The 26,049-nt window shown below is 45.0% G+C and carries 19 protein-coding genes; 8 read left to right on the top strand and 11 right to left on the bottom strand.

Annotated elements, in window-relative coordinates; all coding sequences use genetic code 11:
• Nucleotides 1-68: 68 nt before the first annotated feature.
• Nucleotides 69-1,349: a sporulation integral membrane protein YlbJ gene (ylbJ, locus tag DEH07_02730; GenBank protein HBY03455.1), complete on the bottom strand. Its 1,281-nt coding sequence runs from the start codon at nt 1,347-1,349 to the stop codon at nt 69-71.
• Here ylbJ and DEH07_02725 point away from each other — a divergent pair.
• Nucleotides 1,333-1,515 carry a hypothetical protein gene (locus DEH07_02725; GenBank protein HBY03454.1) on the top strand — a complete coding sequence of 61 codons (183 nt, stop codon included), beginning with the start codon at nt 1,333-1,335 and terminating at the stop codon, nt 1,513-1,515. The genes ylbJ and DEH07_02725 overlap by 17 nt on opposite strands.
• Before the next feature lie 21 nt (nt 1,516-1,536).
• Nucleotides 1,537-2,259 (top strand): phosphohydrolase, encoded by a 723-nt coding sequence (locus DEH07_02720; GenBank protein HBY03453.1) that lies wholly within the window; start codon nt 1,537-1,539, stop codon nt 2,257-2,259.
• Here DEH07_02720 and DEH07_02715 read toward each other — a convergent pair.
• Entirely contained in the window at nt 2,256-3,440 is a 1,185-nt protein-coding gene (locus DEH07_02715; GenBank protein ID HBY03452.1) for a pyridoxal phosphate-dependent aminotransferase, read from the bottom strand. The genes DEH07_02720 and DEH07_02715 overlap by 4 nt on opposite strands.
• 87 nt (nt 3,441-3,527) lie before the next feature.
• On the opposite strand from DEH07_02715, the gene DEH07_02710 reads away from it, so the two are divergent.
• Nucleotides 3,528-4,160, top strand: coding sequence for a haloacid dehalogenase (locus tag DEH07_02710; protein HBY03451.1), 633 nt, complete (start codon nt 3,528-3,530; stop codon nt 4,158-4,160).
• A gap of 54 nt (nt 4,161-4,214) precedes the next feature.
• On the opposite strand, the gene DEH07_02705 is transcribed toward DEH07_02710, so the two are convergent.
• Nucleotides 4,215-5,060, bottom strand: coding sequence for a 3-hydroxybutyryl-CoA dehydrogenase (locus DEH07_02705; GenBank protein HBY03450.1), 846 nt, complete (start codon nt 5,058-5,060; stop codon nt 4,215-4,217).
• Nucleotides 5,061-5,209: 149 nt separating this feature from the next.
• Between DEH07_02705 and lspA the strand changes: the two genes are divergently transcribed.
• The 3 genes from lspA to DEH07_02690 all read left to right on the top strand — a co-directional run bounded on the left by lspA (nt 5,210) and on the right by DEH07_02690 (nt 7,352).
• Entirely contained in the window at nt 5,210-5,698 is a 489-nt protein-coding gene (lspA, locus tag DEH07_02700; protein ID HBY03449.1) for a signal peptidase II, read from the top strand.
• On the top strand, nt 5,673-6,575 hold the full coding sequence (locus tag DEH07_02695; protein ID HBY03448.1) for an RNA pseudouridine synthase: 903 nt from the start codon (nt 5,673-5,675) through the stop codon (nt 6,573-6,575). The genes lspA and DEH07_02695 overlap by 26 nt, the downstream gene beginning before the upstream one ends.
• 69 nt (nt 6,576-6,644) lie before the next feature.
• Complete coding sequence (locus tag DEH07_02690; protein ID HBY03447.1) at nt 6,645-7,352, top strand: hypothetical protein; 708 nt, start codon at nt 6,645-6,647, stop codon at nt 7,350-7,352.
• Here DEH07_02690 and treY read toward each other — a convergent pair.
• The 8 genes from treY to DEH07_02650 form a co-directional block, all read right to left on the bottom strand.
• Nucleotides 7,339-10,212 (bottom strand): malto-oligosyltrehalose synthase, encoded by a 2,874-nt coding sequence (treY, locus tag DEH07_02685; protein ID HBY03446.1) that lies wholly within the window; start codon nt 10,210-10,212, stop codon nt 7,339-7,341. The two genes, DEH07_02690 and treY, sit on opposite strands and share 14 nt — an antisense overlap.
• Nucleotides 10,212-12,647, bottom strand: a complete 2,436-nt coding sequence (locus DEH07_02680) for a glycoside hydrolase (protein ID HBY03445.1) — start codon at nt 12,645-12,647, stop codon at nt 10,212-10,214. The genes treY and DEH07_02680 overlap by 1 nt, the downstream gene beginning before the upstream one ends.
• A gap of 4 nt (nt 12,648-12,651) precedes the next feature.
• Nucleotides 12,652-14,502: a malto-oligosyltrehalose trehalohydrolase gene (gene treZ / locus DEH07_02675; protein ID HBY03444.1), complete on the bottom strand. Its 1,851-nt coding sequence runs from the start codon at nt 14,500-14,502 to the stop codon at nt 12,652-12,654.
• On the bottom strand, nt 14,499-16,571 hold the full coding sequence (gene malQ / locus DEH07_02670; GenBank protein HBY03443.1) for a 4-alpha-glucanotransferase: 2,073 nt from the start codon (nt 16,569-16,571) through the stop codon (nt 14,499-14,501). The genes treZ and malQ overlap by 4 nt, the downstream gene beginning before the upstream one ends.
• A gap of 137 nt (nt 16,572-16,708) precedes the next feature.
• Nucleotides 16,709-17,164 (bottom strand): hypothetical protein, encoded by a 456-nt coding sequence (locus DEH07_02665; protein HBY03442.1) that lies wholly within the window; start codon nt 17,162-17,164, stop codon nt 16,709-16,711.
• Between the two features lie 30 nt (nt 17,165-17,194).
• Nucleotides 17,195-18,367, bottom strand: coding sequence for a Ni/Fe-hydrogenase cytochrome b subunit (locus DEH07_02660; protein ID HBY03441.1), 1,173 nt, complete (start codon nt 18,365-18,367; stop codon nt 17,195-17,197).
• Between the two features lie 37 nt (nt 18,368-18,404).
• Nucleotides 18,405-19,205 (bottom strand): (4Fe-4S)-binding protein, encoded by an 801-nt coding sequence (locus DEH07_02655; protein HBY03440.1) that lies wholly within the window; start codon nt 19,203-19,205, stop codon nt 18,405-18,407.
• Nucleotides 19,206-19,280: 75 nt separating this feature from the next.
• Nucleotides 19,281-20,831, bottom strand: coding sequence for a hydrogenase (locus tag DEH07_02650; protein HBY03439.1), 1,551 nt, complete (start codon nt 20,829-20,831; stop codon nt 19,281-19,283).
• Nucleotides 20,832-21,984: 1,153 nt separating this feature from the next.
• Here DEH07_02650 and DEH07_02645 point away from each other — a divergent pair.
• Nucleotides 21,985-23,928 (top strand): asparagine synthetase B, encoded by a 1,944-nt coding sequence (locus DEH07_02645; protein HBY03438.1) that lies wholly within the window; start codon nt 21,985-21,987, stop codon nt 23,926-23,928.
• A gap of 69 nt (nt 23,929-23,997) precedes the next feature.
• Entirely contained in the window at nt 23,998-25,800 is a 1,803-nt protein-coding gene (locus DEH07_02640) for an ABC transporter ATP-binding protein (GenBank protein ID HBY03437.1), read from the top strand.
• Nucleotides 25,801-26,049: the final 249 nt, after the last annotated feature.

The following is a 26,049-nucleotide window of genomic DNA, read 5'->3' as shown; positions in this document are numbered from 1 at the left end:
CATTACTATCCGGATCTATGCTGGTTTTTCTTGCGTTGAACACATTGCGCAGATAAGGCAAATAGATTTTACCTATTTCTAAAAAATAATTTTTTACATAAACAGATAATGGCCGATCCAGTTAAAAAGGCAACTAGGATTAAACCGCAAACAGCCAGCAGAAGAGGCAAAAATGTCCACAGGGAAAGGGAAGAATTTTGGGCTTGTTGAGTCAGTGCAGCACGGGCTGCCGGTGAAACAAGGCGGAAAAAAAAGTTTGTATAAATCGCTGCCAGTAAGGCATGAGCGAACCGGGTCAGGACAAAAAGCTTCATTCTGATATCGGTTTCAGAAATCACGCTTGCTACCTGGGCGTGAATAGAAATTCCGCTCCACGCAAGAATTATAGCAATCACCGTGAGTTGCTGCAGTAAAGAGGCTTCAGATGCCGAAGCAAGTTTTGCTCCGACAGTCATTTCAATTAATCCGCTTGTTAAAGCTGGAAGGACTGATGAGGAAAAACCTAGAGGGATCAAGATAAGTCCCAACTTGCCGGCGATAAAATCAATAAATCCTGCCTGTTTTAAAAGTTGTATAAGCACAGCAAATATTATTATGAATCCGCCAATGTTAAGAAGGCTTGAAATAGAATTTTTTACGGCGGCGCCCATAATCTTTCCCGGTGAGCGGTTTTCCTGCCTGTAGATGCGAAACAGTTCGGAAAAAGCTCTGGTCAGGGGAGACCCTTCTTTTATGGGCGCGGTTATCAATTCAGGATCGTTTTTTCCATAAAAACGCAGAACAAAGCCCAGGGTCAGGTTGGATGTGTAATGGGCTGCTGCAATTACAGGCCCAAGCTCCGGGTTGTTGAGCATACCGACAGCAACAGCAACAAGCATAAAAAGAGGACTTGAATTATTCGTAAACGAAACCAGCCGTTCCGCTTCAATACGCGTACAGAGGCGCTGGGAACGCAAACGGGCCGTAATCATTGCCCCAATCGGGCAGCCGGAAGTATAGCCTACTGCCAGTACAAAAGAACCGCATCCCGGGACATTAAAGAGAGGCCGCATTAAAGGCTCCATTAACGCACCCAGAAAATGGACCATGCCAAAACTTAACAGCAAATCGGAGATGATCAGAAAGGGCAGAAGCGAGGGGAAAACTATGTTAAACCAGAGACTGACGCCTGTCATAGCCCCCTGGTAAACGGTCCCTGGCTGAATTATCATTCCTAAGGCCAGTGTGATGATGCAGATCAGCCAAAAAAATTGTTCCCTGCGGCGGCTGTCGTTTATCAAAAAAAATAAATACTTTTTAAAAACTATTAAGCTGATTAGTAAAAGAAGTAAAATGAACAGAACCCACATTTTATCAGGCCCCTTTACTGAAAGCCTCTTTTCAAATGATATATATGGGTCCCGGTCTTTCAATATGTTGGGATTGTTTTTACAGATTATCTTCAGGATAGTTCTGGCTATGCGTTTTTTAGTTTTAAACGTGTGTTTTAAATTTAAACGTGATTTAAATTATTAAGAAAGGGTGGTCCTAGTCAGTTTGAAGATTTATGCTATCAGCGATCTCCACCTTTCTTTTATAAAAACTCCTGATCCGGAAAATTGGCAGCCTGACTTGCAGTATAAACCGATGAGTGAAATAAACGGGGAATGGGAATCTCACGCCTTAAGAATTTATAATAACTGGCGCAAAATCATAGGACCGGATGACGTGGTTTTAGTTCCGGGTGATATTTCATGGGCTATGCGTCTTGATCAGGCTTATCAGGATCTTAACTTTCTGGGGCTTCTGCCGGGCTTAATAATTTTTGTTCAGGGAAATCACGATTACTGGCTGCAAAGTATTTCCAAAACAAGGGAAGAACTTCCCCCGAATATGCGACTGATTAGAAATGATCACTTTTCCCTTGACAACACAGTCATTTGCGGTACCAGAGGGTGGTTGTGTCCTGGAAGCGACTACTTTCGACAGGGGGATATGAAAATTTACTTGCGGGAGTTGGGCCGTCTGGAAAAATCTCTTGCCAGCGCAGCCGCTTCCAGAAAAGAGATTATTGTTATGCTGCATTATATGCCGACTAATGAGAAGCATGAATACAGCGGTTTTATTGATCTGCTCCAAGAATACGGCGTAAAAAAGGTTGTTTATGGGCACCTGCACTCCAGGGCTTGCCGTTTCCGTCTCCCGGACTACGCCTGGGAAATTTCCTTTTATCTGGTCAGCGCAGATTATTTAAATTTTACTCCCCGATTGCTTACTTAAAGGCCAGCTTCTTTTGCCAAATCAGTAAAGGCGGGGAGGGAATTAATTACCGTTTGCAGGGGGACGCTATAAGAAAGGCGAAAATAACCCTTTAGACCAAATCCCTTGCCGGGAACAAGTAAAATATTATATTTTTTGGCTAACTGCACAAATTCGAGATCATCAGCCAAAGGCGATTGGGGGAACATGTAAAAGGCGCCCTTGGGTTCAACTATTTTGAAACCAATTTCAGTTAAATGGCTGTATAAAAGATCCCTTTTTTTCAAGTACCCGCTCAGATCCACCTGTTCTTTCTGCAAATGAGCGACAAGACGCTGCATTAGGGCAGGGGCATTGACAAATCCCAGCGTACGGTTGCAGAAAACCATACCTTCAATAAGCAGGCCGACGTCAGCGGCTTCGGGGTGTACCGCTATGTAACCAATCCGTTCACCGGCCAGGCTGAGATCTTTACTGTGTGAAGTAACAAGAATGCTGTTTTTTGCATAATTAAATACGGGAGGCGTCTTTACCCCATCGTAGACAATCCTGGCGTATGGTTCATCTGAAACCAGGTAAATGGCGGCGCCAAATTCGGATTCTTTTTGTTTTATAACAGCAGCTAATTTTTCAAGACAGTCGGAACTGTAAACGACTCCAGTGGGATTGTTTGGAGAATTAACAATAATGGCTTTAGTTTTTGAGGTAATGGCGGCGCCGATTGCATCCATGTCAGGCTGGAAATCAGCCCCGGTTGGGACCTCTTTAATAACTCCGCTGTGGTTGTCGACGTAGAATTTGTATTCTGCAAAATAGGGTACAAGAACAATTACTTCATCCCCGGGATTTAGAATTGTTTTAAATACGACATTCAATCCGCCGCCTGCGCCGCAGGTCATAACAATATGTGATGAATTAACCTGTATGCCTGTTTTTTCAGCCAGGTTGGCTGCTATTGCTTCCCGGGTTGTTTCGTATCCCGAATTGCTCATATAACCGTGCATTCCCGGCAAAGGGTTATCGGCCAGTTTTTTAAGCATTTCACGGAAAGCGGGCGGTGGTTCCGTGTCCGGGTTGCCCAGGGTGAAATCGTACACTTTTTCCGGCCCTAAAATCTTTTGCAGGCGTTCTCCTTCTTCAAACATTAGTCTAATCCAGGAAGCGTTGGCCAGATTCTCGTTTATTTTATTGCTGATTGGCATTTATGATTCTCCTTGAATAAATGTATTATATAAAAGGTCATATTCAGATTTGTTTAATTAAAAAATAGAAAAAGAGGTTTTCTTTGAATGGCAATTTCGGCAGCTTTGTTTGATCTGGACGGGACTCTGGTAGATTCCCTTCCTTTTATTATGAGAACTTACCACCTCGTTTTCAAAAAACTGAACCTTCCCTGGGCTGAAGCAGAGCTAATCAAGTGGATCGGCCGCCCGTTAAGAGAGATAGCTTCTTCTTTTGCCGGCGAGGAAAAAGAAGAATTTTTAAAGCTCTACGAGAAATATTATAACCTTGACTTTGAAAATAACGTAAGTCCCTTTCCCGGTACTGTTGAGATGTTGGAATTTCTCAAAATGAATGGATTCCTTTTGGGAATAGTCACCTCAAAAGGCAAGGAAGGAGCCCTGCGTACTGTTGAAATAACCGGACTGGATAATTATATGAATGTTGTTATAACCGCCCATGATGTTTATGTGCATAAGCCTTTCCCGGATCCGATTTTGAAAGCGCTTGATATGTTAAATATTTCCCCCGGACAGGCGCTTTATATAGGTGACAGCTACCATGATGTCAAGGCCGGCCTTGATGCAGGCACGACCACCCTGGCGGTAACCTGGGGTATAAACACCAGGGAAGAACTGGCGGCTTTAAAACCCGACGGCCTGCTGGAAAGCTGGGCTGACCTTAAAATGTATTTAGAATGACAATAAAACGGCGAAAGCGTTTAAGCACTTTCGCCGTATCTTTGCTGCGAAAGATTATTTGTAATTATAGAAGCCCTTTCCTGATTTGCGTCCAAGATGGCCTGCGCGGACCATTTTACGCAACAGTGGGCAAGCACGATATTTAGAATCCTGGGTTTCCTCAAAAAGAGAATCTTGTATTAACAGTGTGGTATCCAGTCCAATTAAGTCTGCCAGGGCGAGGGGGCCGATAGGATGATTGGCGCCCAGCGCCATACCCTTATCGATATCTTCCGCCGATGCCACACCTTCTGAAAGGACAAATATAGCCTCATTAATCATTGGGATCAGGATGCGGTTGACCACGAAAAGCGGAGCCTCATTAACCATAATCGGCTGTTTGCCCATTTTCTCCGCAAGTTCAAATGTAAGCTTAACTGTATCATCGGCAGTGTCGGCTCCCCTGGTTACTTCCACAAGCTTCATTACCGGTACGGGGTTGAAGAAATGCATGCCGATAAATTTTTCCGGCCGTTTGGTGGCGGAAGCCATTTGGGTGATCGAGAGGCCGGAAGTGTTGGAAGCAAAAAATGTGGATGGAGGACAAATTTTTTCCAGTTCGCTGAAAACAACTTTCTTAAGATCCATTTTTTCTATTATCGCTTCAACGACAAAATCTGCTTCCGCCAAAATGTCCATGTCTACAGTTCCCCTGACACGGCCAAAGATAGCATCGGCTTCTTCTGCGCTGAGACGGTTTTTCTGAACATCCCTGTCCAGATTTTTGCGGATTATATTTAAGCCGTTAGAAACAAAATTGTCCGCAATGTCTCGCATAATAACGTTAAATCCCGCTTTTGCCGCGGTTTGGGCTATACCCGCTCCCATGATACCGGCGCCCAATACTGCAAATGTCTTAATCTCCAATTGCATAAACCTCCCTAAAACTTTTTTATCTGTGCAAGCCTTAACCGTTGGGAAAAACGGTTTTGCATCAGAATTTATATGTCTATTATTTTTTCTATATTAAGGGGAATAAGTCCTCTTTTTTATTAAAAATTACAATGATAATGGTATACTATAAAAATAAGGTTAAGTTTAAAGGACGGATCATTTTGCTGATTTCTCTTTTAATAACTCTTTTTGCGGATCAACTGGCCAAAAATATTATCCAGAAAGTGATGTTAGAAGGGCAGTCTGTTGTGGTTTTTCCGTTTTTTTATCTGACTTACACGCGCAACCCGGGCGCAGCTTTTGGACTCTTTTCGTACCGGACCAACATCCTGATCGCAGTTACCATTTTGGTGATTGTTATTATGACGACAATAATGCTTACGCGGCCTGTTGCCGAAAAAAAAAGGCTGATTAGGATAGGGATGGGGCTGATCATCGGCGGCGCCTTGAGCAATTTGATTGACCGCCTGCAGTTGGGGCTGGTTATAGATTATCTTGACTTTCGTGTCTGGCCGGTTTTTAATCTTGCCGACACAGCAATTTTTATCGGCGCCTGTCTTTTGTTTAAGGAGATTTGGTATGGAGAGTCACTACGAGGTAGATGAGTCAGATGCGGGAAAAAGGCTTGATCTTTACCTCGTTCATCAGAATCCTGCCTTGAGCCGTTCCCATATTCATAATTTAATAGCCGGCGGGAATGTACGCGTAAACGGCAATTCAGCAAAACCTGGCAGCAGGTTGAAAGCCGGTGACGAAGTAATCCTGTGTGAGATTCAGCCGAAAGACCCCATTCCCGGACCGGAACCCATTACACTGGACATTTACTATGAAGACAGTGAACTTATAGTGATAAACAAGCCAAGAGGCATGGTTGTCCACCCGGCTGCGGGGAATTATTCAGGAACACTGGTAAATGCCCTCTTATTTCACTGCCGCGATCTTTCCGGCATTAACGGCGTGCTCCGCCCTGGTATTATCCACAGACTGGACAAAGATACTTCCGGTCTGCTTTTAGTAGCCAAGAATGACGCTTCACACCTTAATCTTAGCAAACAGCTCCAGGACCGCACGATTGTAAGGCGCTATATGGCTCTGGTACATGGTGTGGTGAAGGAAAACCAGGGAGTTATAGAAGCGCCTGTAGGAAGACATCCACACGACCGTCAGCGCATGGCTGTAACAAAAACAGGCGGGCGGCCGGCAGTTACACACTACGACGTAATCAGGCGCCTTGAGAAGGTAACTTTGCTGAGGGTCAGGCTTGAAACGGGCAGAACCCATCAAATCCGTGTACATATGACCTATCTGGGTTACCCTCTGGTTGGGGATACAAAATATGCCCCGTCAAGAAATCATTTTGGCCTAGAGGGACAATTTCTTCATGCCCAGGTATTAGGCTTCCGGCATCCATCTACCGGGGAGTATCTTGAATTTTCAGCCCCGCTGCCTGAACAACTGGCTGCTTTTCTGGAACGGTTATAAGATTTCAGCTTATCACAACAAGGTCATATTTTCGGCATAAACCCTGTATATTGATAGGGGTGTCTTTTTATGAGAAGGTATGATCTGAACATTAAAAAGAAAATTGTTCCATTGGCAATCATTTTGATTGCCTTGGCGCTGCTGCTTTATGTTCTTTTTATTTTCTTTGCGGGTCCTAAAATATCTCCAAACAAACTGTTGACTGAAGCAATTCAAAACACTGTCTCCAGTAAGACTTTTCATTACCGTATGGAAATAAAAACAAGCAGGCAGAGTTTTTTAAGCGTTATCGAAGGTGAGAGGATATCTCCGGACCGGATTCACATTAAAGGCAATATGTTCAACACGCCGGTAGAATTTATCCAGATAGGGTCGCAAGCATACATGAAAGATATCTGGACGGATAAATGGATTGCCTTAAAAAGCAACAGCCTGGGGCAAACAAGTATGCTTATTGAAGAACTGGGTCCGGTTAATTTTTTAAGTTACGGCAGTTTGCTTGATGTCCATTACGCCGGGACGGAAAAAATAAACGGTAAAAAGATGTCTGTGATAGAATTCAACCCGCAGTTGGTGGGTTCGTTCTCAGGTCAGAAGTATCAGGGGTACCACTGCAAAATATGGGTGGATCAAAAAGAACGGCTTGTCGGGCAGGTTGTTTTGAACGCTGCTTTAAAAGACAGTGATTTGCCTGCGGTTACTTTAAATATCTGGGGTTTTGGTCAGACGGTGTCTATTAATCCTCCCAGCGCAGATTATTTGCTTAATCCATCGTGAATCCAGTCAACAGGGCAACGGGAATAATTTTCAGAGCACTTGCTATAGGAAGCTCTTTCTGATCGGAGTGATCCTGCTTAATAGCTTCGAGCCTCTCACCTGTAAGGACATTTTCCCAGGAATCTGGAGCCCGCTCCGGCAAAACAAGGGCGCTGTTGCCCCATACCGCTTTGCCTGTCGGGGGTTCAGCCCGCATGAATCCAGCATTCTCATTATGGTTTCCTGGCTTGTTTTCCCCGTTTTCTTTAATTAAACTCGCCGGAAGCCGTACCACGGCGCTGATTACCCACCTGCCGGCCATGTGACGGGCAAATGAACAAACATGTTTTTGACCTTTCCCTGTACATTCAAGAGGCAAATAATCGCCCTTTTCAAAAAGGTCTTTGTATGTTTTACGGAAGTTTAAAGCTTTATAAGTAAGGAAAAGTTTTATCCAACCATCCTCCCAGTTCTTAAAAAGCTCCTTAACCGTGTTCTGCAGGTCAACCGCCTCTTCAGCGTTTATCTTTTCAATAATCTTAGGCCTTTCAGAATAGTCCACAGGACGGCGGTTATCAGGATCTACCAGGCTGAAATCCCAGAGTTCGGTCCCCTGATAGAAATCGGGTATTCCGGGTGAGGTAATTTTAAGCAGTACCTGGGCCAGTGAGTTAACAGATCCATAGTAGGAAACAGTTTTCTGAAACTGCACAAAATCGTTAAGGAACATGTTGCTCCCGGAAGGCTCCAGGATTAAGCCGATAAAAGCCCTTAGCGCATCCTCATAGTCTTTATCGGGCTGGAGCCAACTGGTATGAATTTTGGCTTCACGGGCTGCTTTTGTCAAATAGGCGGTTAAACGCTCCCGAAAAACAGAAATTTCATTTTCATGCAAAGGCCATGTTCCGACCAGTGTCTGGTAAATTAAAGATTCCATGTTCCCATCGGGCGCCGTTTGATCATTGATTGCCTTTTTGGCAGCAAGGTTATAGCGCCGCCATTTTGCCAACTGTCCTGACCACAATTCGGGAATTTCAGTCAGGACATTGATTCTGGCGCGGACGTCCTCACTGCGTTTGGTGTCGTGTGTGGAAGTTGCGTTCATGGTATGGGGAGTGAGCTGAAGTCTGGTCCTGTTGCGCCGGTGAAATTCATCAACAGATATTCCTGCTGTTCCGGGGTTGCTGCCTACTTCGTTAAAGGAGATTAGCCTGTTAAAAACATACAGCGCAGTGTCTTCACAACCTTTGGCCATAACAGGTCCCGTAAACTGCTGCCACCGCATCAAAAATTCAAGCCAGGCTTTAGCCCGGTCAAAAGCCTTACCTTTTTCCAAATCGAGCAGCAGAATGTTTTGTAAAAAGTCGAAGCCCTGTCCGGCATCGGGTTGTCGTTGCCTGGCAGCGGCTAAAGCCTCGAGGATATAAAAACGGTCGGAACCTTCAACTTTGAAATTCCTGATATAGGTCCTGTAAACTCTTAGGCAGGCGGTTGTTTCTATAAGCGCCTGGTTTAATGCTTCCTGCTTAATGTCGCGTCCGTAGCGATTTTCCCCGGCTAGGTACGCAAGCTGCCGGACGAGATTATCCATTTCACCGGCGAACATTTCCTTGATTACAAAACGCTTCCGTGAACGCAGCAGACTGGTAAAGTCTGACCTGTACCCGCTTAATCTGGCGTAGATTTCCTCTAAGATTGCAATTCCTTCACTGTCCACGAAAAGCTCGTTTAAGTTATTCAGAAAATCGTAACCTGTTGTGCCGAAGACAGGCCAGTCAACAGGTGTTTTTTCGCCGCCGGTTAAGATTTTTTCGACGACTATAAAAAAACTGGAGTGTTTTTTGCAAATTGCTTTTTGAAGCCTGGACAGGTACACCTGCGGATTCAGTAGGCCGTCAATATGATCTATCCTCAGGCCGGTTACCTTACCGAGGCTGATCAGTTCCAGGATAGAGCGATGCGTATAGTCAAAAACAGATTTTTTTTCCATGCGCAGGCAGACCAGTTCGCTGACGTCAAAAAACCTCCGGTAATTTACTTTTTCACCGGCGGCACGCCAGTACGCCAGACGATAAGCCTGTTGGGCAAGTATCTGTTCCAGTTCAGAGAAACTGTCCGGTTCCCCTTTTTTGCCGTTGATTATGGTCAGCTGGCGATTGATAAAAGATCTCAGCAATTTGTTTTTCTTATAAAGACGCCAAAGGCCGTGTATTACATTATTGATGGCTGATTTACCCCTGTGTTGCGGAAATATTTCGAGCAGGTTTCTAAACTCGGATAAAACCGGTTTTTTACCGCTATATTTATTATTAAGTTCCTTGTTCCATCTTAAGATGAGCGATTTATACGAATCCGGGCTGAGCGGAAATTTGATTCCGTTATAGTTTATCTGCAGACCTTTTTCTTCGATCGTTAATAAAATCTTCTGATTTTCCAGCTCTTCACTAAAAGGTTCGCCCAGGACAGGAACAAGGATCTTTCCGTTTAAACCTGTTTTTCCGGACCGCCAGTCTATGTCAAAAAAAGAAGCAAACGGCGAATCAGGCCCATTCTGAAGCACGTCGTACCAGCAAGGATTTTCGCTGCTCGCAGCCATATGGTTGGGCACAATATCAAGTACGAGTCCCATTTTGTTTTCACTTAGGACATCTGTCAGGGAAAAGAACTCTTCAGAATCGCCCAGTTCCGGGTTCAATGTTTTGGGATCCGTTGCATCATAGCCGTGTTGGCTTCCTGTCCGTGCTTTAAACACAGGGGAAGCGTAAAGGTCAGTGATCCCCAGAGTATACAGGTAGGGTATGAGAGCTTTTGTCTCCTTAAAGCCAAAACCGTTGTTGAATTGAAGCCTGTATGTTGCGGAGGGAATGCGCGGCTGGTCCATTACTTGTCTCTTTTCACCTTAAGCTTGTCACCGAGGGCTTCAAAATGGGCGATCCATGTTCGAAAACTTTCATTTTCCTGCGTTTCCTTGGCCTGTAATTCCGGGTAGTTTTTCTGCAGCACTGCATAATATATGTTTTGTATTTTCCACAGGTCAACCTCGAAAGGTAGGGTCAGGATTAGGCCGGCAAACGAGTCCAAGCGCTTGATTAAAGAGATATCCTCAGGATTTTTAGACAACCTTTCGCCCATCTTCTCCAGCGATTTTTTTATGATATATCCAAGGCTTGCTCCATCCAGGGGAACTTTAAATATCCTGGCTTCATTTAAAATTGCTTTAATCCGCTCCAGGTCCGGCTCGTCTTCCGCAAGAGCATACCTTAAGCTGGTGTTTAAAACGAATTCTGTGGCCGTATATAAAGCTTTGGGCTGCGGTATGTTCAAATCTTTTAAAAATAACATCAGAGGGGCGTGCCGTTCGTAGATATGCCTGTAATCGGCGGCAATCTCAGCAAGTGTTGTATTCAGTATCTGATCCAGGACCTTTCTTTGTTTGTCACGGAAGAGCTGCTTAAGGGAGTATATCGTTCCTTCAAAGTACTGGTCGAAAAGCCTGCTTACTTCAGTTGAATCCACACGATCGAAAGCCCCGGTTATTTTCCGGATCATTTCCTGATAAGTTTCTTCGCTGTCTGAAGCCCGGACTCCCGCGTTAACATTTTGATTGCCGAAGTTAACTGCTCCGTAATTAAGAACTATAGATTCTCTTGTTATTTCCGAAGTTACCCTGGCGCGCCCGATGATCAGCCTTGACGATCCTGCCAGACGGCAATGGTTGTCTTCCCGCTGAACTTCGTAGCAATATATCCGTGAATGTTCATCGTAAGTTTCAAACAACGAGCAGATTGCATAATGAGCGCCCACTTTTAAGAGATCGACCATGGAGGGTTTGACAAAGTTTTCATAAATCCGGGCGCCATCCTGATATTCCTTAATATTGCTTTTTGCCTGGGCAAGCATTTTAAGAAACTCAGGCTCCAGGTCCGTATTAAAAAGTTCACGCGCCAGCTGAATAACCCGGCCGGCGTATTGGAGCACCTGGACTGTTTCTATACCTGAAATCTCGTCAAAGAACCATCCGCAGCTTGTAAACATCAGCATTGCGTGGCGCTGCATTTCAAGAAGCTTGACTACCGTTACCCGTTCTTTATTATTTAACTCCTTTGCTGCCTGGTTTTCCAGGAAGCTGTTCAAACTTTCCGGTGAACGGTCCAGAATTATTGAGATATATTCATTGCGCGCTGCCCAGGGATCTTTAAAATACAGGCGAGCCTTATTTTCGAACCGGTCCGACAGGATATCCCGGAGCCAGTTTAAAGCATCTCTTAAAGGGGCTCTCCAGGATTGGCTCCAACCCGGGTGCATACCCGAGTTGCAGCCGCAGTTATTACGCCAGCGTTCCACCCCGTGTGCGCAGCTCCAGGAGGAATTGTCGTTGATTTCTACCTCGAAATATGGAGGGTGTTTCTCAAGATATTCACTGTAATTAGTAAATCCTGCCAATTTGTTGGACTCGATATAATAAAGCGCATAGGCAAGGGCCATTTCTCCATAACGGTGATGGTGTCCGTAAGTTTCCCCGTCTGTGGCGATGTTTATAATCTGGGGGGAATCTTTATCCTCCCGGAAGGCCGACAATAACCTTTTAGCGAATCTCTCCCCGTTATAGAGGAGTTTTTCAAAGGCTACCGCCTGGGAGATGTCTCCGTTGTAGAAAAAGACCGAGATCGAGCGTCCCGCGCCGGGGAGTTTAATCAGATAAGGCATGGTAATGTCAATTCCCTTGGCGCCAATTTCCTCCCAGTAGCCTCCGTCGCCAATCCTGCGGATACGCCTTGCCTGATAGGGCGCAAGGACTGTAAAACTAATCCCCTGTTCGGCCAGAATTTCTAAAGTATTTAAATCCACAGCAGTTTCCGGGAGCCACATTCCTTCCGGCTGCCTGCCGAAACGGGTCTCGAAATCTCTAATTCCCCAGAGAACCTGGGTATATTTATCGTTTGCATTAGCCAAAGGCATGATCATATGGTTGTATGCCTGCGCAAGAGCAGAGCCGTGTCCCGAATGGTTGTGCATGCTTAAACGGTCAGCCTCGATGATTGCCTTATAAACGTCGGGATCATTAGATTCCATCCAGGACAGCAAAGTCGGCCCAAAATTAAAACTTATCTTTGCATAATTATTAACGATTCTCTTTATCCAGCCGTCTTCGTTTAAGATTCTGGAAGCGGTGTTTGTTTCGTAGCATTCCGCCGCTATACGCTCATTCCAGTCATGATAAGGATAAGAGCTGTCTTGAAGCTCAATATTTTCCAACCAGGGATTTTCCCTGGGAGGCTGATAAAAATGGCCGTGAATACATATATGCTTATCCATTTTTTTAGATCCCGTCCTCATTTGCCTTTTCATATAAAATACAAGCCCAGGGAGGCAGGCAAAGGTTTAATTCCCCGCTTGAATCTAAAATTGCAGGGGCTGTATTGCCGTCTCCCAGCCAGCGTTTATCTGCCGAATCAAGTCTGCAGAGCCACTTTGCCAGAGGCAAGGGTAAACCGGCAGTCACACTTTTTCCGGAAAAGTTGAATAACGTACAAACCTCGGAAGAGCCATGCCAGCGCCTCAGGAAAAGCAATCGTTCTTTTTCAAAAGTTATAATTTCCTGATCTTGAAGATTAGATTCATTTAATGCCGGCAGTTCCTTGCGTAAAAGGATCAGATTTCTGTAAAATCCAAAAAGAATACTGTGTCTTTCAAGCCGGACCAGATAATGATCCAGGTGTGATCTAAAAAATGTTGCCGCATCTTGTGGATCCGGAATTCCGTCTTCTCCTTCGGCGGATATTTCTTTTTTTCTTCCTTTGAATACCGCCTCCGCAAGGATCGGGTCACTATAATCTGTGAAAAAATAAAAGGGGGCAGTTTCACCATATTCCTCACCCATGAATAAAAGGGGCAGGAATGGCGCCAGGATTACAACACCGGCGATTAATTTCAAAGCCTCAAAAGAGACTGTTGCGCCGGTTCTTTTGCCTCGGCCCTGATTTCCTGCCTGGTCATGGTTCTGCGCGAAAACAATAAACTTGCTTGCGTCAGGCAATACGGGGGTTCGCCCGTGCCTTCGCTCCCTGAATGGCGAATACTGACCCGTATAGGTATATCCTGTTCTAAAGGAACGGGCAACATGTTCCATTGTCCCAAAATCCATGTAATAACCTTGATGTTCCCCTGTTACCAGTGTCTGCAGTGAATGATGAAAATCGTCGCTCCACTGGGCATCCAGGTTAAAGCCGCTTAAGGTCCGCGGCCTGATTACGCGATCATCGTTGAGATCGCTTTCAGCAAAAACATAGATGCGCCGTCCCAGGCGCTCAGCCTGCCGGTGGATAACTTCAGCGATTTCTTCAAGGAAAGGCATGGCAGATTTGTCATCAATCGCATGGATGGCATCCAGACGGAGGCCGTCGATATGAAATTCGTTAATCCACATTAAGGCGTTTTCAATATAAAACCGTTTTACCTCGTCACTGCCCGGCCCGTCAAAATTTATAGCAGACCCCCAGGGAGTATGGTATCGTTCGGTAAAATAATATCCAAAATCTCCAAGGTAATTTCCTTCCGGACCAAAGTGATTGTAAACTGCATCGAGGATGACCGCCAGCCCTTTTCCATGGCAGGCGTCTACCAGCCTTTGCAGACTTTCCGGCCCTCCGTAGGTGTTTTGGACCGCATAGGGATAAATCACATCATAGCCCCAGTTCCGGCTTCCTGGAAACTGACCGACAGGCATAAGTTCAATCGCCGTTATGCCCAGCTCAATCAGCCTGTCCAGGCAGGGAATCAGAGCTTCCAAGTCGCCGTTTGCAGTGTACGTTCCAACATGCAGTTCATAAAGGATAAGATCCCGTTTTTTGGGGCCCGGCCAGTTCTGATCAGACCACCGGTGTAAAAATGTGTTGACAACTTCCGAGGGGCCATATACCCCCTCAGGCTGATAGCGGGAAGCGGGATCAGGACGCTCGGTTTTCTTGTCTAGAAGAAAATAATATCGTGAACCATGTTCCACCCCTGTTATTTTTCCGAAATAATATCCGCGTTCTCCTTTTATTAAGGGGAAAAATTTGTCCGCGGGTGAAACAAGATGTACTGCAACTGAGTCCGCTTTTGGCGCCCAGACGTTAAAAAAGCATTGGTTTTCAACAGGATAAGCGCCCAAAGCCAGTTTACAGTTCATTTTTTTGGCCTCCTGGGCGGTGATTCTCTAAGCTGTTTAACTTCTTTCAGCAAGGCAATCAAGCTCGTGTCGTTGGTAAATTCCTCGATTGGAAAGCGGGCCTTTCGGGACCAGTTGGGATGATCAGCATTACCCGGCATATTTTGTGAATTTGTTTCCTGCCAGAGATCTTCCAGGTTGATTAAGAGGATATCCGCCCTGCTGGCCGCCAGGTGTTTCAGACAGCCTTTTAAAATATCATAGTTATTAAAAGTTGGGGACGACAACCAACCGTGCTGGTAAAGAAAAAGTGGCAGGCAGATCCGGTCCGCCACATTATTTTCTTTCTCCTGCCAAAAAGCAGTAAAAGTAGGGAGATCGTGGGTGTTGAGGGAGGCCAGCGTCTTTTGGGGGATGAGCCCTAACGCCTGATGAGGGTCGGGCCGGTATTCCAAAGACGCAACATACATTCTGTATATTTTATGTTTTGACATCTGCTTTTTGATATAGCCGGGGACGTTGCCGAGATCCTCGCCGATGATTACTGAATGGCTTCTCAGGGATTCCAGGGTTAATAAAGCGTAAAACTCATCAGCTTTGTATTTTACATACACGCCATCGGCTGCCGTCATCCCTTTGGGTATCCAAAAGAGCCTTTGCAGCCCCGCCACATGGTCGAGCCTTAAAATGTCCGCATACTTTAAGTGATGACGCAGCCCTGACAGGTAGTATTTATAACCCTCCTGACGGATTCTTTCCGGGTGAAGGGGCGGGAATCCCCAATTTTGTCCCTGGCCGTAAAACATGTCCGGAGGGGCTCCAGCGCTTGAATCCTGGGCAAAAACGTCCCTTTCCCGCCAAACATCATAACCGGCGTAATGAACTCCGAGGGGTAGATCAATGTACAGTTTTTGTCCGAGATCCTTTGCCCGTTCGGATAGTTCCTTGAACTGCCTGTCTATTGCCCATTGGACATATAAGTGGTATTGTTCCGTGCCGGTTTCGTAATCCTTCTCCCTTATAATACCCTCGCGAAGATGCGGCGGCCATGACGGCCAACCGCAGCCCTGCTTTTCCGTACAGGCCCGGAAACGCGCATAGTCGCTTACTTTTTGATGCTTTTGCAGCCATTTTTGGAACTCTGCCCTGCGACGATCTCTTTTGTGAAAAAAACCGGCTGACAGATATTCCAGAATCTTTCGCTTGGCGGTCATAACGCGCAAGTAATCTACCAGAGACCTGGAGCGCAGGTCATTCATCTCTTCTATAAAAGGATTGGAATTTAGCAATTCGCGGGCCTGGTTATTGTTCTTCAGTTCCTCAAGGCGTGTAATGTCCAGGTAAAATTCGCTCCAAAAAAGGCGGCTTACCGGTGTATACGGGCTTGGGCTGAAAGGTTTGTCAAGAAAAGTACTCAAAAGCGGAAGTGTACCTGCCAGATGGCCTCCCAATTCATGCGTCCAATTAATAAGAAGCTCCAGATCGGAAAGATCGCCGGCGCCCCAGCTGCGGTTGGAATTTAAAGCATAAAGGGGAACAAATAATCCCCAGAGCCTTTCGTTTTTCTTTAAATCAGGGGAAAATGCCCGGTATGGGGCGCAGATAATCAAGGTTGTATAAGATTGCCCCTGCAGATCCAGATTGAAAATGTGATATCCCCATGGGAGGGGGTCCGGCAAGACATATTTTTTCACAATGTATACGGCGCCCTCGGCAGTTTCAGTTTTCAGTACCGGTAAAACAGAAAGATCCAGCGTCCAATTCAGCGATTCGCCGTCCTCTGTTTCGAGGCGGGCTTTTGCTTTAAGTCCACTTGTAGTCTCGGGAAGGCGCAGTATTAAAACAGCAGGATTTGTCTTTCTGCAAACCACAACAGGTTCCAGACAGCGCTGCAGCGTTTCCAATCTACGCTGCCGGATTGCGGGGCGGATGTCTCGCATGTTTTCCAGTGGAGCCCCGAGAATTTTTAAAACTGCTGTGAGAGTATCGACGGAAACCTGTCTTTGCAGGCCCGAAGCCTCCCTGAACGCGGCCTCTATCCCGTATAAGCCTGCCAGTTCATTTAAAAGGCGCAACTCGGAACCTGACAAATACAGTACCCCCAACATAAAAAATACTGTAGTAGTATGCCCTGTAATCCTTTCAATATTTTTAAAAAAGAACGATAAATAAAATCCAAAAAAATACCCCTATTGTTATAGGGGTAAAGTAGATAGTGAGGCTAAAATTATAATTGCCGTTTAGGCGGCTTAACATGTTTCACATGATTCACTTGCCCCCCCAAAGCTTCTACCATTTCGATGGCATCGTCGATGTAACGAGGCAAAGCTTTTTTCTCTATCCCGGTAAAGGTTATATTAAGTCTGTTCAAAGGGATAAGAATTTTTTTAGCCGGACTTTCTGCTATGGATCGCGCCATCAGGGGAGTCAGTTCACCCAGTAATGAATTAGAGCATACTATTTCTATTGATCCCAAAATAATGTCTGCGTTGGAAGCGCCGTAAACGATAGCATTTTCGCCTGTCGCTCCTTCATTGGCGCCTGCTTTCAGCATAATTGAAGTTGCAATGGAGTTGGTACCCAATACAACAATCTCAATTCTATCTTCAAAGGCCTTTCTGAACTTCTCAACGATAGCTTTACCTATTTTTCCACCCTGTCCATCTATAACTGCAATTCGCATTTTCTTGACTTCCTGCACAATTCGCTTCAATCAGGCGCGGACGCTTGCTCCTGAAGAGATCATTCTATTCGGCACATGCTCCTCCTTATTCAAAATGGGGAAGTTTTCTGCAATAAAGCAATATATCAAAATCAATGCGCACCACATGCCGATAGTTACTAAGAATTCCCATAATGAGGGGAAATATTGTCCGCTGAGGCTTTTAGCCATACCGGTGAAGACGACGTTCAGGCGATTCAAAATCACTCCTGCAACCACCAGGACGGAAGCCGTGAAGACTCCCCATTGTTTAGTCCGGATGCCGGGAATGGCGTACATAACAATAGGCAGAATGACGAATCCGATTATCTCTAATAAGAACATGTTGCTTTCAAATGATCCATTGAATGCGCTGGAAAAGACGCCGCGATAATTTAAGTCAATTATTTTGACAATCAGGTAAATGATCAGCATCCACATAGTGACTTTTGTAAGATCTGAAAATACATGCAACTCTGGTTTCCTCTGGTATGTTCTGGCCGCCAGTGTTCCTTCAATTGTGGCCATGGCAGGGCCAAGGAAGAATGCGGACCATACAAAAAAGAACGGGATGATCATAGACCACCAGAGAGGGTTCAGCTTATTAACAGCAATAATGTAAAGTGAGCCGAGTGAAGATTGATGCAGGGTAGGCAGCACAATACCTAAAATCAACAAAAATGGCATGATCGCTTGAAGGATCTTTTTATATGGAGGGAAATTAACCTTGACCCGTTCAAAGAAGATATCGCCAAACTCCAGGATTTGAACAACAGTATACAGAGAGATGCACCAGAATACTTCAAAGAGGACCGAATGAAAACCCCAATAGACGAATGGGCGCCAGAAATTATACCATCTTCCTATGTCCAGGAAGAGACTGACCAGAGCAATCAGATAACCAATCAGTGAAGTAAGCAGTGCCGCCCGGGCGATTGGCAGAAACTTCTCTTTGTGCAGTACATGCACGATCAGCGCAGTGCTGAACCCGCCGCCCGCCAGGGCAATGCCGCAGAGCAGGTCGAATCCGATCCAAAGACCCCACGGCCACTGATCGCTTAGATTGGTCATCGAGCCGAGACCGTAAACAAAACGGTACAAACATATTAAGACTGCGACTATAACAAGAGCAATCATTAAAACTCTTAATCCGGTAATACGAAAAGTCCAGCGTTTTTTTTGCATGAACCCTTACCTCCATCTCAATAAATCGGGATTTGTTTTAGTCCGGATCCACAGGCGCGTACATTTCCTCTTCATCATGCGCTGCAGCCCGCCGCTTATTGTAAATGTACAAGCCGGTCAGTATAGCGCCCCAGCCGACAAAAATCGCCGGGGTCCACCTGAGTACTTCCCATGTGTATTCCGGTAATGCTTTTTCGGGAGCGTCGGTGCGGAAGCCGAGTTCTCCGAATGGAACATCAGAGATATAGAGCCACGATGTTCCACCCACTTCATTCAAACCGTAGATGTGGTTGACATAGAAATTTGGCTTGTCAGCAAGGCGTTTTTTCGCTTCTTCAACTAACTTTTCTCTTTCGCCAAATGTAATCGCCCCAGTCGGGCAGACACTGGCGCAGGCCGGCATCTGTCCTTCCGTTACCCGATCCGGGCACATCTGACATTTTAGCACCCTGGGAAAAGGCTTGTTCCATTCGAACTTCAATACTTCGAAGGGACAGGCAATCATACAGTAACGGCAGCCCACACACAGGTTTTCATTATAAACTACAGGACCGGCGGGAGTTTTCTGCATGGCTTTGGCAAAGCAGGCGGAAGCGCATGCCGGTTCCTGGCAGTGAAAATACTGCCGTTTCACAAAACGCCTTATTTGTTCACCGTTTTTTTCGAACTTGTGGCTTTGTACTACCGTCCACCGGTTCACTGCTAATTCAACGTTCTCGCTCACTGGCGCCGTTTTGCTTTCCTGCTCTTGTTCGGGTTTCAGGCCGTTGTACAAAGAGCAGGCCACCTCGCAGCTTCCACAGCCGATGCATCTGGTAACATCAACGAGCGCACCCATTTTACTTGTCACTTGACGCCATCCTTTCATATAAAAAATTTAATAATAAATACGGCGTACTTGTTATACTCCCGGCTATACCGCCTTAAAAAGAAGCGGATGCAGCTTGTCGGCGCGGGAATGGTACTCTGTGTGCAACAGTTCTTCCGCCAGTTCACTCATTGGGTGCTTCAGAAAATTTTGATATAGAGCAGCTACTTCTGCGTTCTCGTAGCTTTTGCGCTTGGGCAATGAAGCATCGGCTTTGTAAAGAGCGGCCAGGCGCTGTTCGCGTATTGCGTCTGTGGGTGGGACAGCAGTGCGGGGCTGTCCGCCGCCGGCGATGCAGCCACCCGGGCAGGTCATGAATTCGACAAAGTGCCAGGGAGCATTTCCGGCGCGCACAGCGTCCAAAACCTTACGTCCGTTGGCCATGCCGTGACATACAGCGACACGGAGCGTTCCTACTCCCGGTATATCCGCAGCAGCTTCCTTAACCCCAGTCAAGCCGCGCACCGGAGTCAGGTTCAAAAACAGAGCAGGCGGTTCCTGACCGGTAATTAAAAAGTAGGCCGCTCTTGCGGCAGCTTCCATGACTCCTCCGGTCGCGCCGAAAATAATTGCCCCGCCTGTTTCCTCGCCCATAATAGGATCATAATGTTCCTCGGGAAGGGACTTGAAATCAATTTTCTTCTCTTTGATCATCCGGGCCAGTTCCCTGGTTGTTAGAACGTAATCTACGTCCTTAAAACCGCTGTCATTCATCTCTGGCCTGTTGCATTCGAATTTCTTAGCCGTACAGGGCATAATGGATACGGAAACAATGCTGGCGGGGTCGATTCCTCTTGCTTTGGCATAATAAGTCTTGGCCAGAGCGCCGAACATCTGCTGGGGAGATTTGCATGATGAAATATTGGGAAGCAAATCGGGATAGAAGTACTCACAAAACTTAATCCAGCCCGGTGAGCAGGAGGTAAATTGAGGAAGGGGTTTTTTAACCTCTCCCTTTATCCGCTTGATCAGTTCCGTGCCTTCTTCCATAATTGTCAGGTCGGCTGTAAAATTAGTATCCAGGACAGCGTCAAAGCCAAGCCTTCTTAATGCCGCCACCTGCTGCCCTTCTACCCATGTGCCGGGGGGGAGGCCAAACTCCTCTCCCAGGGCAACTCTTGTTGCAGGAGCTGTTTGAACTAGAACGAATTTATTTTGATTGTCGAGGGCTTCGAACACTTTGCCCGTATCGTCACGCTCGCTGATTGCCTGGGTAGGACAGGCCATGGAACACTGTCCGCAATGAATGCAGATTGTCTCATCAACTATCGGCAAGCTGTAATAACCATAGACACTCTCAATATTTTCGCAAGTCTCCAGGCATTGCCCGCATAAAACACATTTTTGATTGTCACGCATAATGGACGGATTGTCCAGATCAATGGGAACCCGGCCGCGAACCTGGGTCGGCAGGTTGCCTGCGGTATTGTACTGGTTCGGCAGCCAGCCTTCGCCGCCGGGGCGTTTCGGATTTTTGTCGTCGCAGCCGGCCAGGGCGCCGGTTAAACCGGCCAACAGTCCCATGCTTGTCGCCATTTTTAGGAAGGAACGGCGAGTAACTGCTTCTTTTTCTGGACCACTGGCGCCATCTTTCATAATTCCTTTTCCTCCTCCTCCAATTCAAAAAATAGTTCAATATTGGTAAATATTATCTCTGCAGCCTGTCCACCTCCAGATGAAAAATCATAATTCACATGGGCAAAACAAAGCGCTTTCTTTGGGGAAAGACAAAACAAGGCTGTTTATAAAAATAAAAATACCACGGTTTTCCATCCTTCTGGACGAATGAAAACCTCCGTGGTATTTCTTTAAATATAAATTATGTTTGGACTTATTTTAATTTAGGAAGAAAATTGTACATAATTGGCTTCAGCCAACATTAGTTTGTTGAATTATATATTTAACTCCGGACTATGTCAACAGAAAAATTTTTATGTGTCGTTAATCAGCGGTAAAGTTGATTTTGACGAAGCTATAATGACGGAACTATAATTTTAAAAGACGAGATCCTGACTTCTGCGCTAAAAAAGATTGTAGGGTATTTACAAAGAACGAACAGTATGGTAACATACCTTATAATAGTCATAATAGGTAATATATAAGGTAATAGGAAGCGAGGCGATCTAAAAAATGAATGAGCTGATGTGGTCCGAGCCGCAAATAAAGGAAATAGAGATTAAGATGACGGAATTAAACAAATCTGGATACAGTACTGACGCTTATTCTTCTGCCGTTCCTGGCTTAGTTGGGGATATAGTCCCTAATCACCCCTGCTCTTAGTATTGATGCGTAGTACGTGATAACCACAGGTTCAGAGTCTTTGTAAATGCTAACGAGAAGGTGAGGTGATATAAAAATGAAAAAACTGCTGTGGTCTGAACCTCAGATAGCAGAAATTGAAGTCAGAATAACAGATTTTAATAAAGTAGGATTTGATCCTGATTCGTTTACACCAGCTACGAATGGAGATATTGTAGGGGATATATGTCCTAATGGTAGCTGTTCCTGATTTTAATTCTAAAAATGTAATAGCAGAGCAGCTTTTTTAGTTTTGACAATGCTCTATTAAAATGACTGACAAAGTAATTTCCCGGAGGACGTAACATACATCCGTTTTTTTAATCGAAGTTGCCTAAAAATATTGATTTTTGGCGGCAAGAAGCTAAGAGGCCTTTAAAATATAGGCACAAGGCTTGTGCCGTTTTATTTTTTAATTTACATAATTACTCAAAGACGGTGAAAATTAAGAATGAGCGCCATATGCGGCATTTATTATCTTGACGGCAGGCCGGTTGCCTTGGAGACAGGCACAGCCATGATGCGTGAATTAGGTATCTATCATGTGGATGATACTGGAGTATGGCGAGATGGGCACGTATTTCTGGGTTGCCATGCCCGTCATGTTACTCCTGAGTCTGTTCAAGAAATTCTTCCGTTTTACGATGACGAGGCAGGGTTATCAATAACAGCGGATGCTGTTATTGATAACCGGGTTGATTTACATGACAGGCTAAGTATTGATTATTCTCTTCGAGACGATATGACGGACAGTCAGCTTATTTTGCAGGCTTACCGGAAATGGGACCAGGACTGCTTAAAATATCTTATAGGTGATTTTTCCTTTGTCATTTGGGACGAGAAGCGGCAGAAACTGTTTTGCGCTGTGGATCATACAGGTACAAGAGCATTATATTATTTTCATTCGTCAGAACTTTTTGCCTTTTCAACTTTGATCAAACCACTATTTGTGCTGCCGGAGATTACCAAGGAGTATGATGAAAATTGGATCGCCGATTTCCTGGCTATGCCTTCCGTAATGCATCAACTGGATGCAGAGTTGACCTTATATAGGAATATTTATTTATTGCCTGCCGGACATACTCTGACAGTATGCCCCAGTGGGGCGGAAAAGCGTGTTTACTGGCAGATCGAAAGGTATAATGAATTAAAATTAAAAACGGATCATGAATACGAAGAAGCCTTACTGGAAGTTCTTGGTGAAGCAATTCGATGCCGCATGCGGAGTATTCGTCCGGTGGGTGTGATGATGAGTGGAGGACTGGATTCCACCTCGGTGGCCTGTCTGGTTGCCCGGGAAATGGCTGTACGCGGCCTGCGGCTCCAGGTATTTAGCGCTGTACCTATGCTTGGCTACCGGGATTGGGTTCCCGTCGGGATGTTGGCTGATGAGACACCACTTATTGAAGCAGTAAGGGAACATACTGGAAATATCGATGTTACATATTGCCGCTCTGAAGGAAAGCACTCTTTAAGCGATACCAGCCGGTTTTTGGCAGTATTGGAGCAGCCTTACAAGATTATTGAGAACCTGCTTTGGATTGACAGTATTATGATGACGGCGCAGGAATGTAATATCGGTGTCATGTTAATAGGAAGCGCGGGCAACATAACAATTTCATGGGGCGATTCTTCATCATATCTGATGTCATTGCTAAAATCTGGTCAATGGTGGCAGTTCCTGCGCGAAAGCCGGAACACAGCCAGGCGTTACCGCAGACCGTTAAAGGCGTGGCTTAGGTTGATGGGGACGATGCTGCCATACAACTTAAAAATAAACATAAATAAAATCAAAGACCGCGATTGGCAAAAGAAGATGCAAGGCCTGTCTCCAATAAATCCGGATTTTGCCCGCCATATTAATGTACAGGAGAGATTTCGACGGTTTGGGTATGATCCTTATTTTTTAAGGCAGCTGGACTCTTTTGAATCGCGAAAAAAGCATTTTAAACCGGATTTATTCAGTCATCTCGGCGTTATTACAACCAAACAGTCGTTGGCCTATGGGATGTCGCTGCGTGACCCGACAATGGATAAGCGGGTAATCGAATTTTGTCTTAGTTTGCCGGAAAACCAGTATGTGCGCAATGGACGGAACAGGTTTTTGATCCGGCGGGCTATGAACGGCATTTTGCCGGACGAAGTGCGGCAAAACGTGACGATGCATGGTAAGCAGAACGCAGATTTAGCCCAGCGACTGCAATCTTGCTGGACAGAACTGGCTGAAGAAATAAAAGATATCGGCATTCTGGAAACTGAGCGAAAGTATCTTGATATTGCCAAGATCCGGGTTGAACTAGAAAAATATAAAACCATATATGACGATGCAGCAGATGACTTCGGCTTGCGTATGTTAATCCGCAGTCTAATCTTCAGCAGGTTTTTAAGACAGTAAATACATACGTGCTTTTATTGGCCGGCGTTTATAAAATTAAACAGGGAATTTAATTAAGGATTTTGAGAAATGGATATCCTTTTAATTTATGTCAGGGAGTTATTCGATTTATCTCCAAAGAAACTGATTATTAATATGATGCTGATGGTTGTGCTTGGCATAATAGAGGGCATAGGCATATTAATGATCATACCATTATTAATGGTATCCGGAATTATTCCCGGTATACAAGAGAGCAGCGGATTGACTTTCTGGCTGAATCATATTTTTCAAGTTGCCGGCGTACCATTAAATTTGCCGGTTATATTATTGTTGTATATAGGTCTTAATTTTGGGCAGAGTTGGCTGCAGCGCTTTCAAACCATGCTTAATTTTGATATACAGCAGTCATTTGCTGTTTTTTTGTCTTCCAGGTTGTTTCGGGCTGTAGCCTATGCCGAGTGGCAGCTTTTGATATCCAAGACTAAATCGGATATTGCCAATGTTATTATAAATGAATTAATACGTGTTTATTCAGGTGTGAATTTTTTCTTGCAGATAATAACTAATTCCCTGATTACTTTAATACAAATTATTTTTGCTTTTTTTATTTCTCCTGCACTGACTTGTTTAGTGATAGCCGGGGCTTTTATTTTATTTATGTCTTTACAAACTTTTACCAAAGAGTCACGCAGGATGGGCCAACATATTTCAGATTTAAACCGTGATCTGCTTTTTGATCTTACAGAGCATTTAAACGGTATAAAAGAAATTAAGAGTTATGGTGTTGAGGCTGCTCAAATACGTAATTTTGTCAATACACGTAATATGATGAAGGAGAATTTGGTCAGATTTAACGCAATTCAGACCAGGACAGCCATGGCGTATAAAGTTGGCGCGGCTATCTTTATAAGCTTGTTCTTGTTCAGCGCAATCGAGATATTCAAGCCAAATCCTCAGGTGCTCATAATAATTGCCGTTATTTCGGCACGTCTCTGGCCTAGGCTTGCTTCCTTTCAAACGGGTTTGCAGAATATTAATATGACGCTTCCCGCTTTTCGTACTGCTAAAGAATTGGAAAATCAATGCCTTGCCGCCCGTGAGAACCTGCCGGAAGAAGGAAGCATGAGAAGGATGGAATTAAGGTACGGAGTCGAATTTCGTAATGTTTCTTTTTTCTATGACTCCAATCGTATAAGTTGCGCTGTTAAAGAAGTTAATTTTAAACTTCCTGTCGGTACAACTACTGCTTTTGTTGGTGTATCCGGTGCAGGAAAAAGCACTTTGGTAGATTTATTAATCGGGTTATTAACGCCAAAGGAAGGAGATATTTTAATAGACGGTGACCCATTGCTGGATAATTTACGTCCGTGGAGAAATTCTATAGGTTACGTACCGCAGGACGCCCTTTTATTTAACGCCAGCATCAGGGATAACCTGTTATGGGCTTGTCCGGATGCCGCAGAGGATGATATATGGGAATCCTTGCGGTTAGCTGCTATCGATTCCTTTATCGGCAGCCTTCCAAATGGGCTGGATACAGTTGTGGGCGATAGGGGAGTGCGTTTATCCGGAGGTGAGCGGCAGCGTGTTGTTCTGGCGAGGGCGCTTTTAAGAAAGCCGTCGGTTCTTATTTTGGATGAAGCCACGAGTTCCTTGGATTCTGAAAACGAAACACGTATCCAGCAAGCTATTGAAAACCTGCAGGGTAAAATGACAATCGTAATTATCGCTCATCGTATATCAACGATTAGGAATGCTGACCAGATTTTCGTGCTTGAGCAGGGGCAAATCGTGGAGCAGGGTAATTATCAATCGTTGACGAAAAACAAAGATGGCCGGTTTTATGCTTTAGCCAGCCAATATAGTGATGAAGGCCGTGCAACCACTTAAAGATGTGAAATCAGCCAAGGTTTCAAGAGGAGAATAAAAAGGCAAACAATATCAATATGTATTTAAGCTATATCCTTCACGATATCAAGAAGTAAGTTACTATTCACAGTCCTATTTAATTTCCATTCATGACATAGAATGTTCTTTATCAAATAAATAACATCACCTATTCAATAGAGAAAAGGATAAAAGCGCGGCAAACGCAACATCAAAAGAAATAAATGCCGCGCTTTTTTTGATTAAAATTTT

It is taken from the genome of Desulfotomaculum sp. (assembly GCA_003513005.1).
Lineage (GTDB): Bacteria > Bacillota > Desulfotomaculia > Desulfotomaculales > Nap2-2B > 46-80.
The sequence above is the reverse complement of the archived record's forward strand: the minus strand, read 5'-3'. Positions and strand labels throughout refer to the sequence as shown.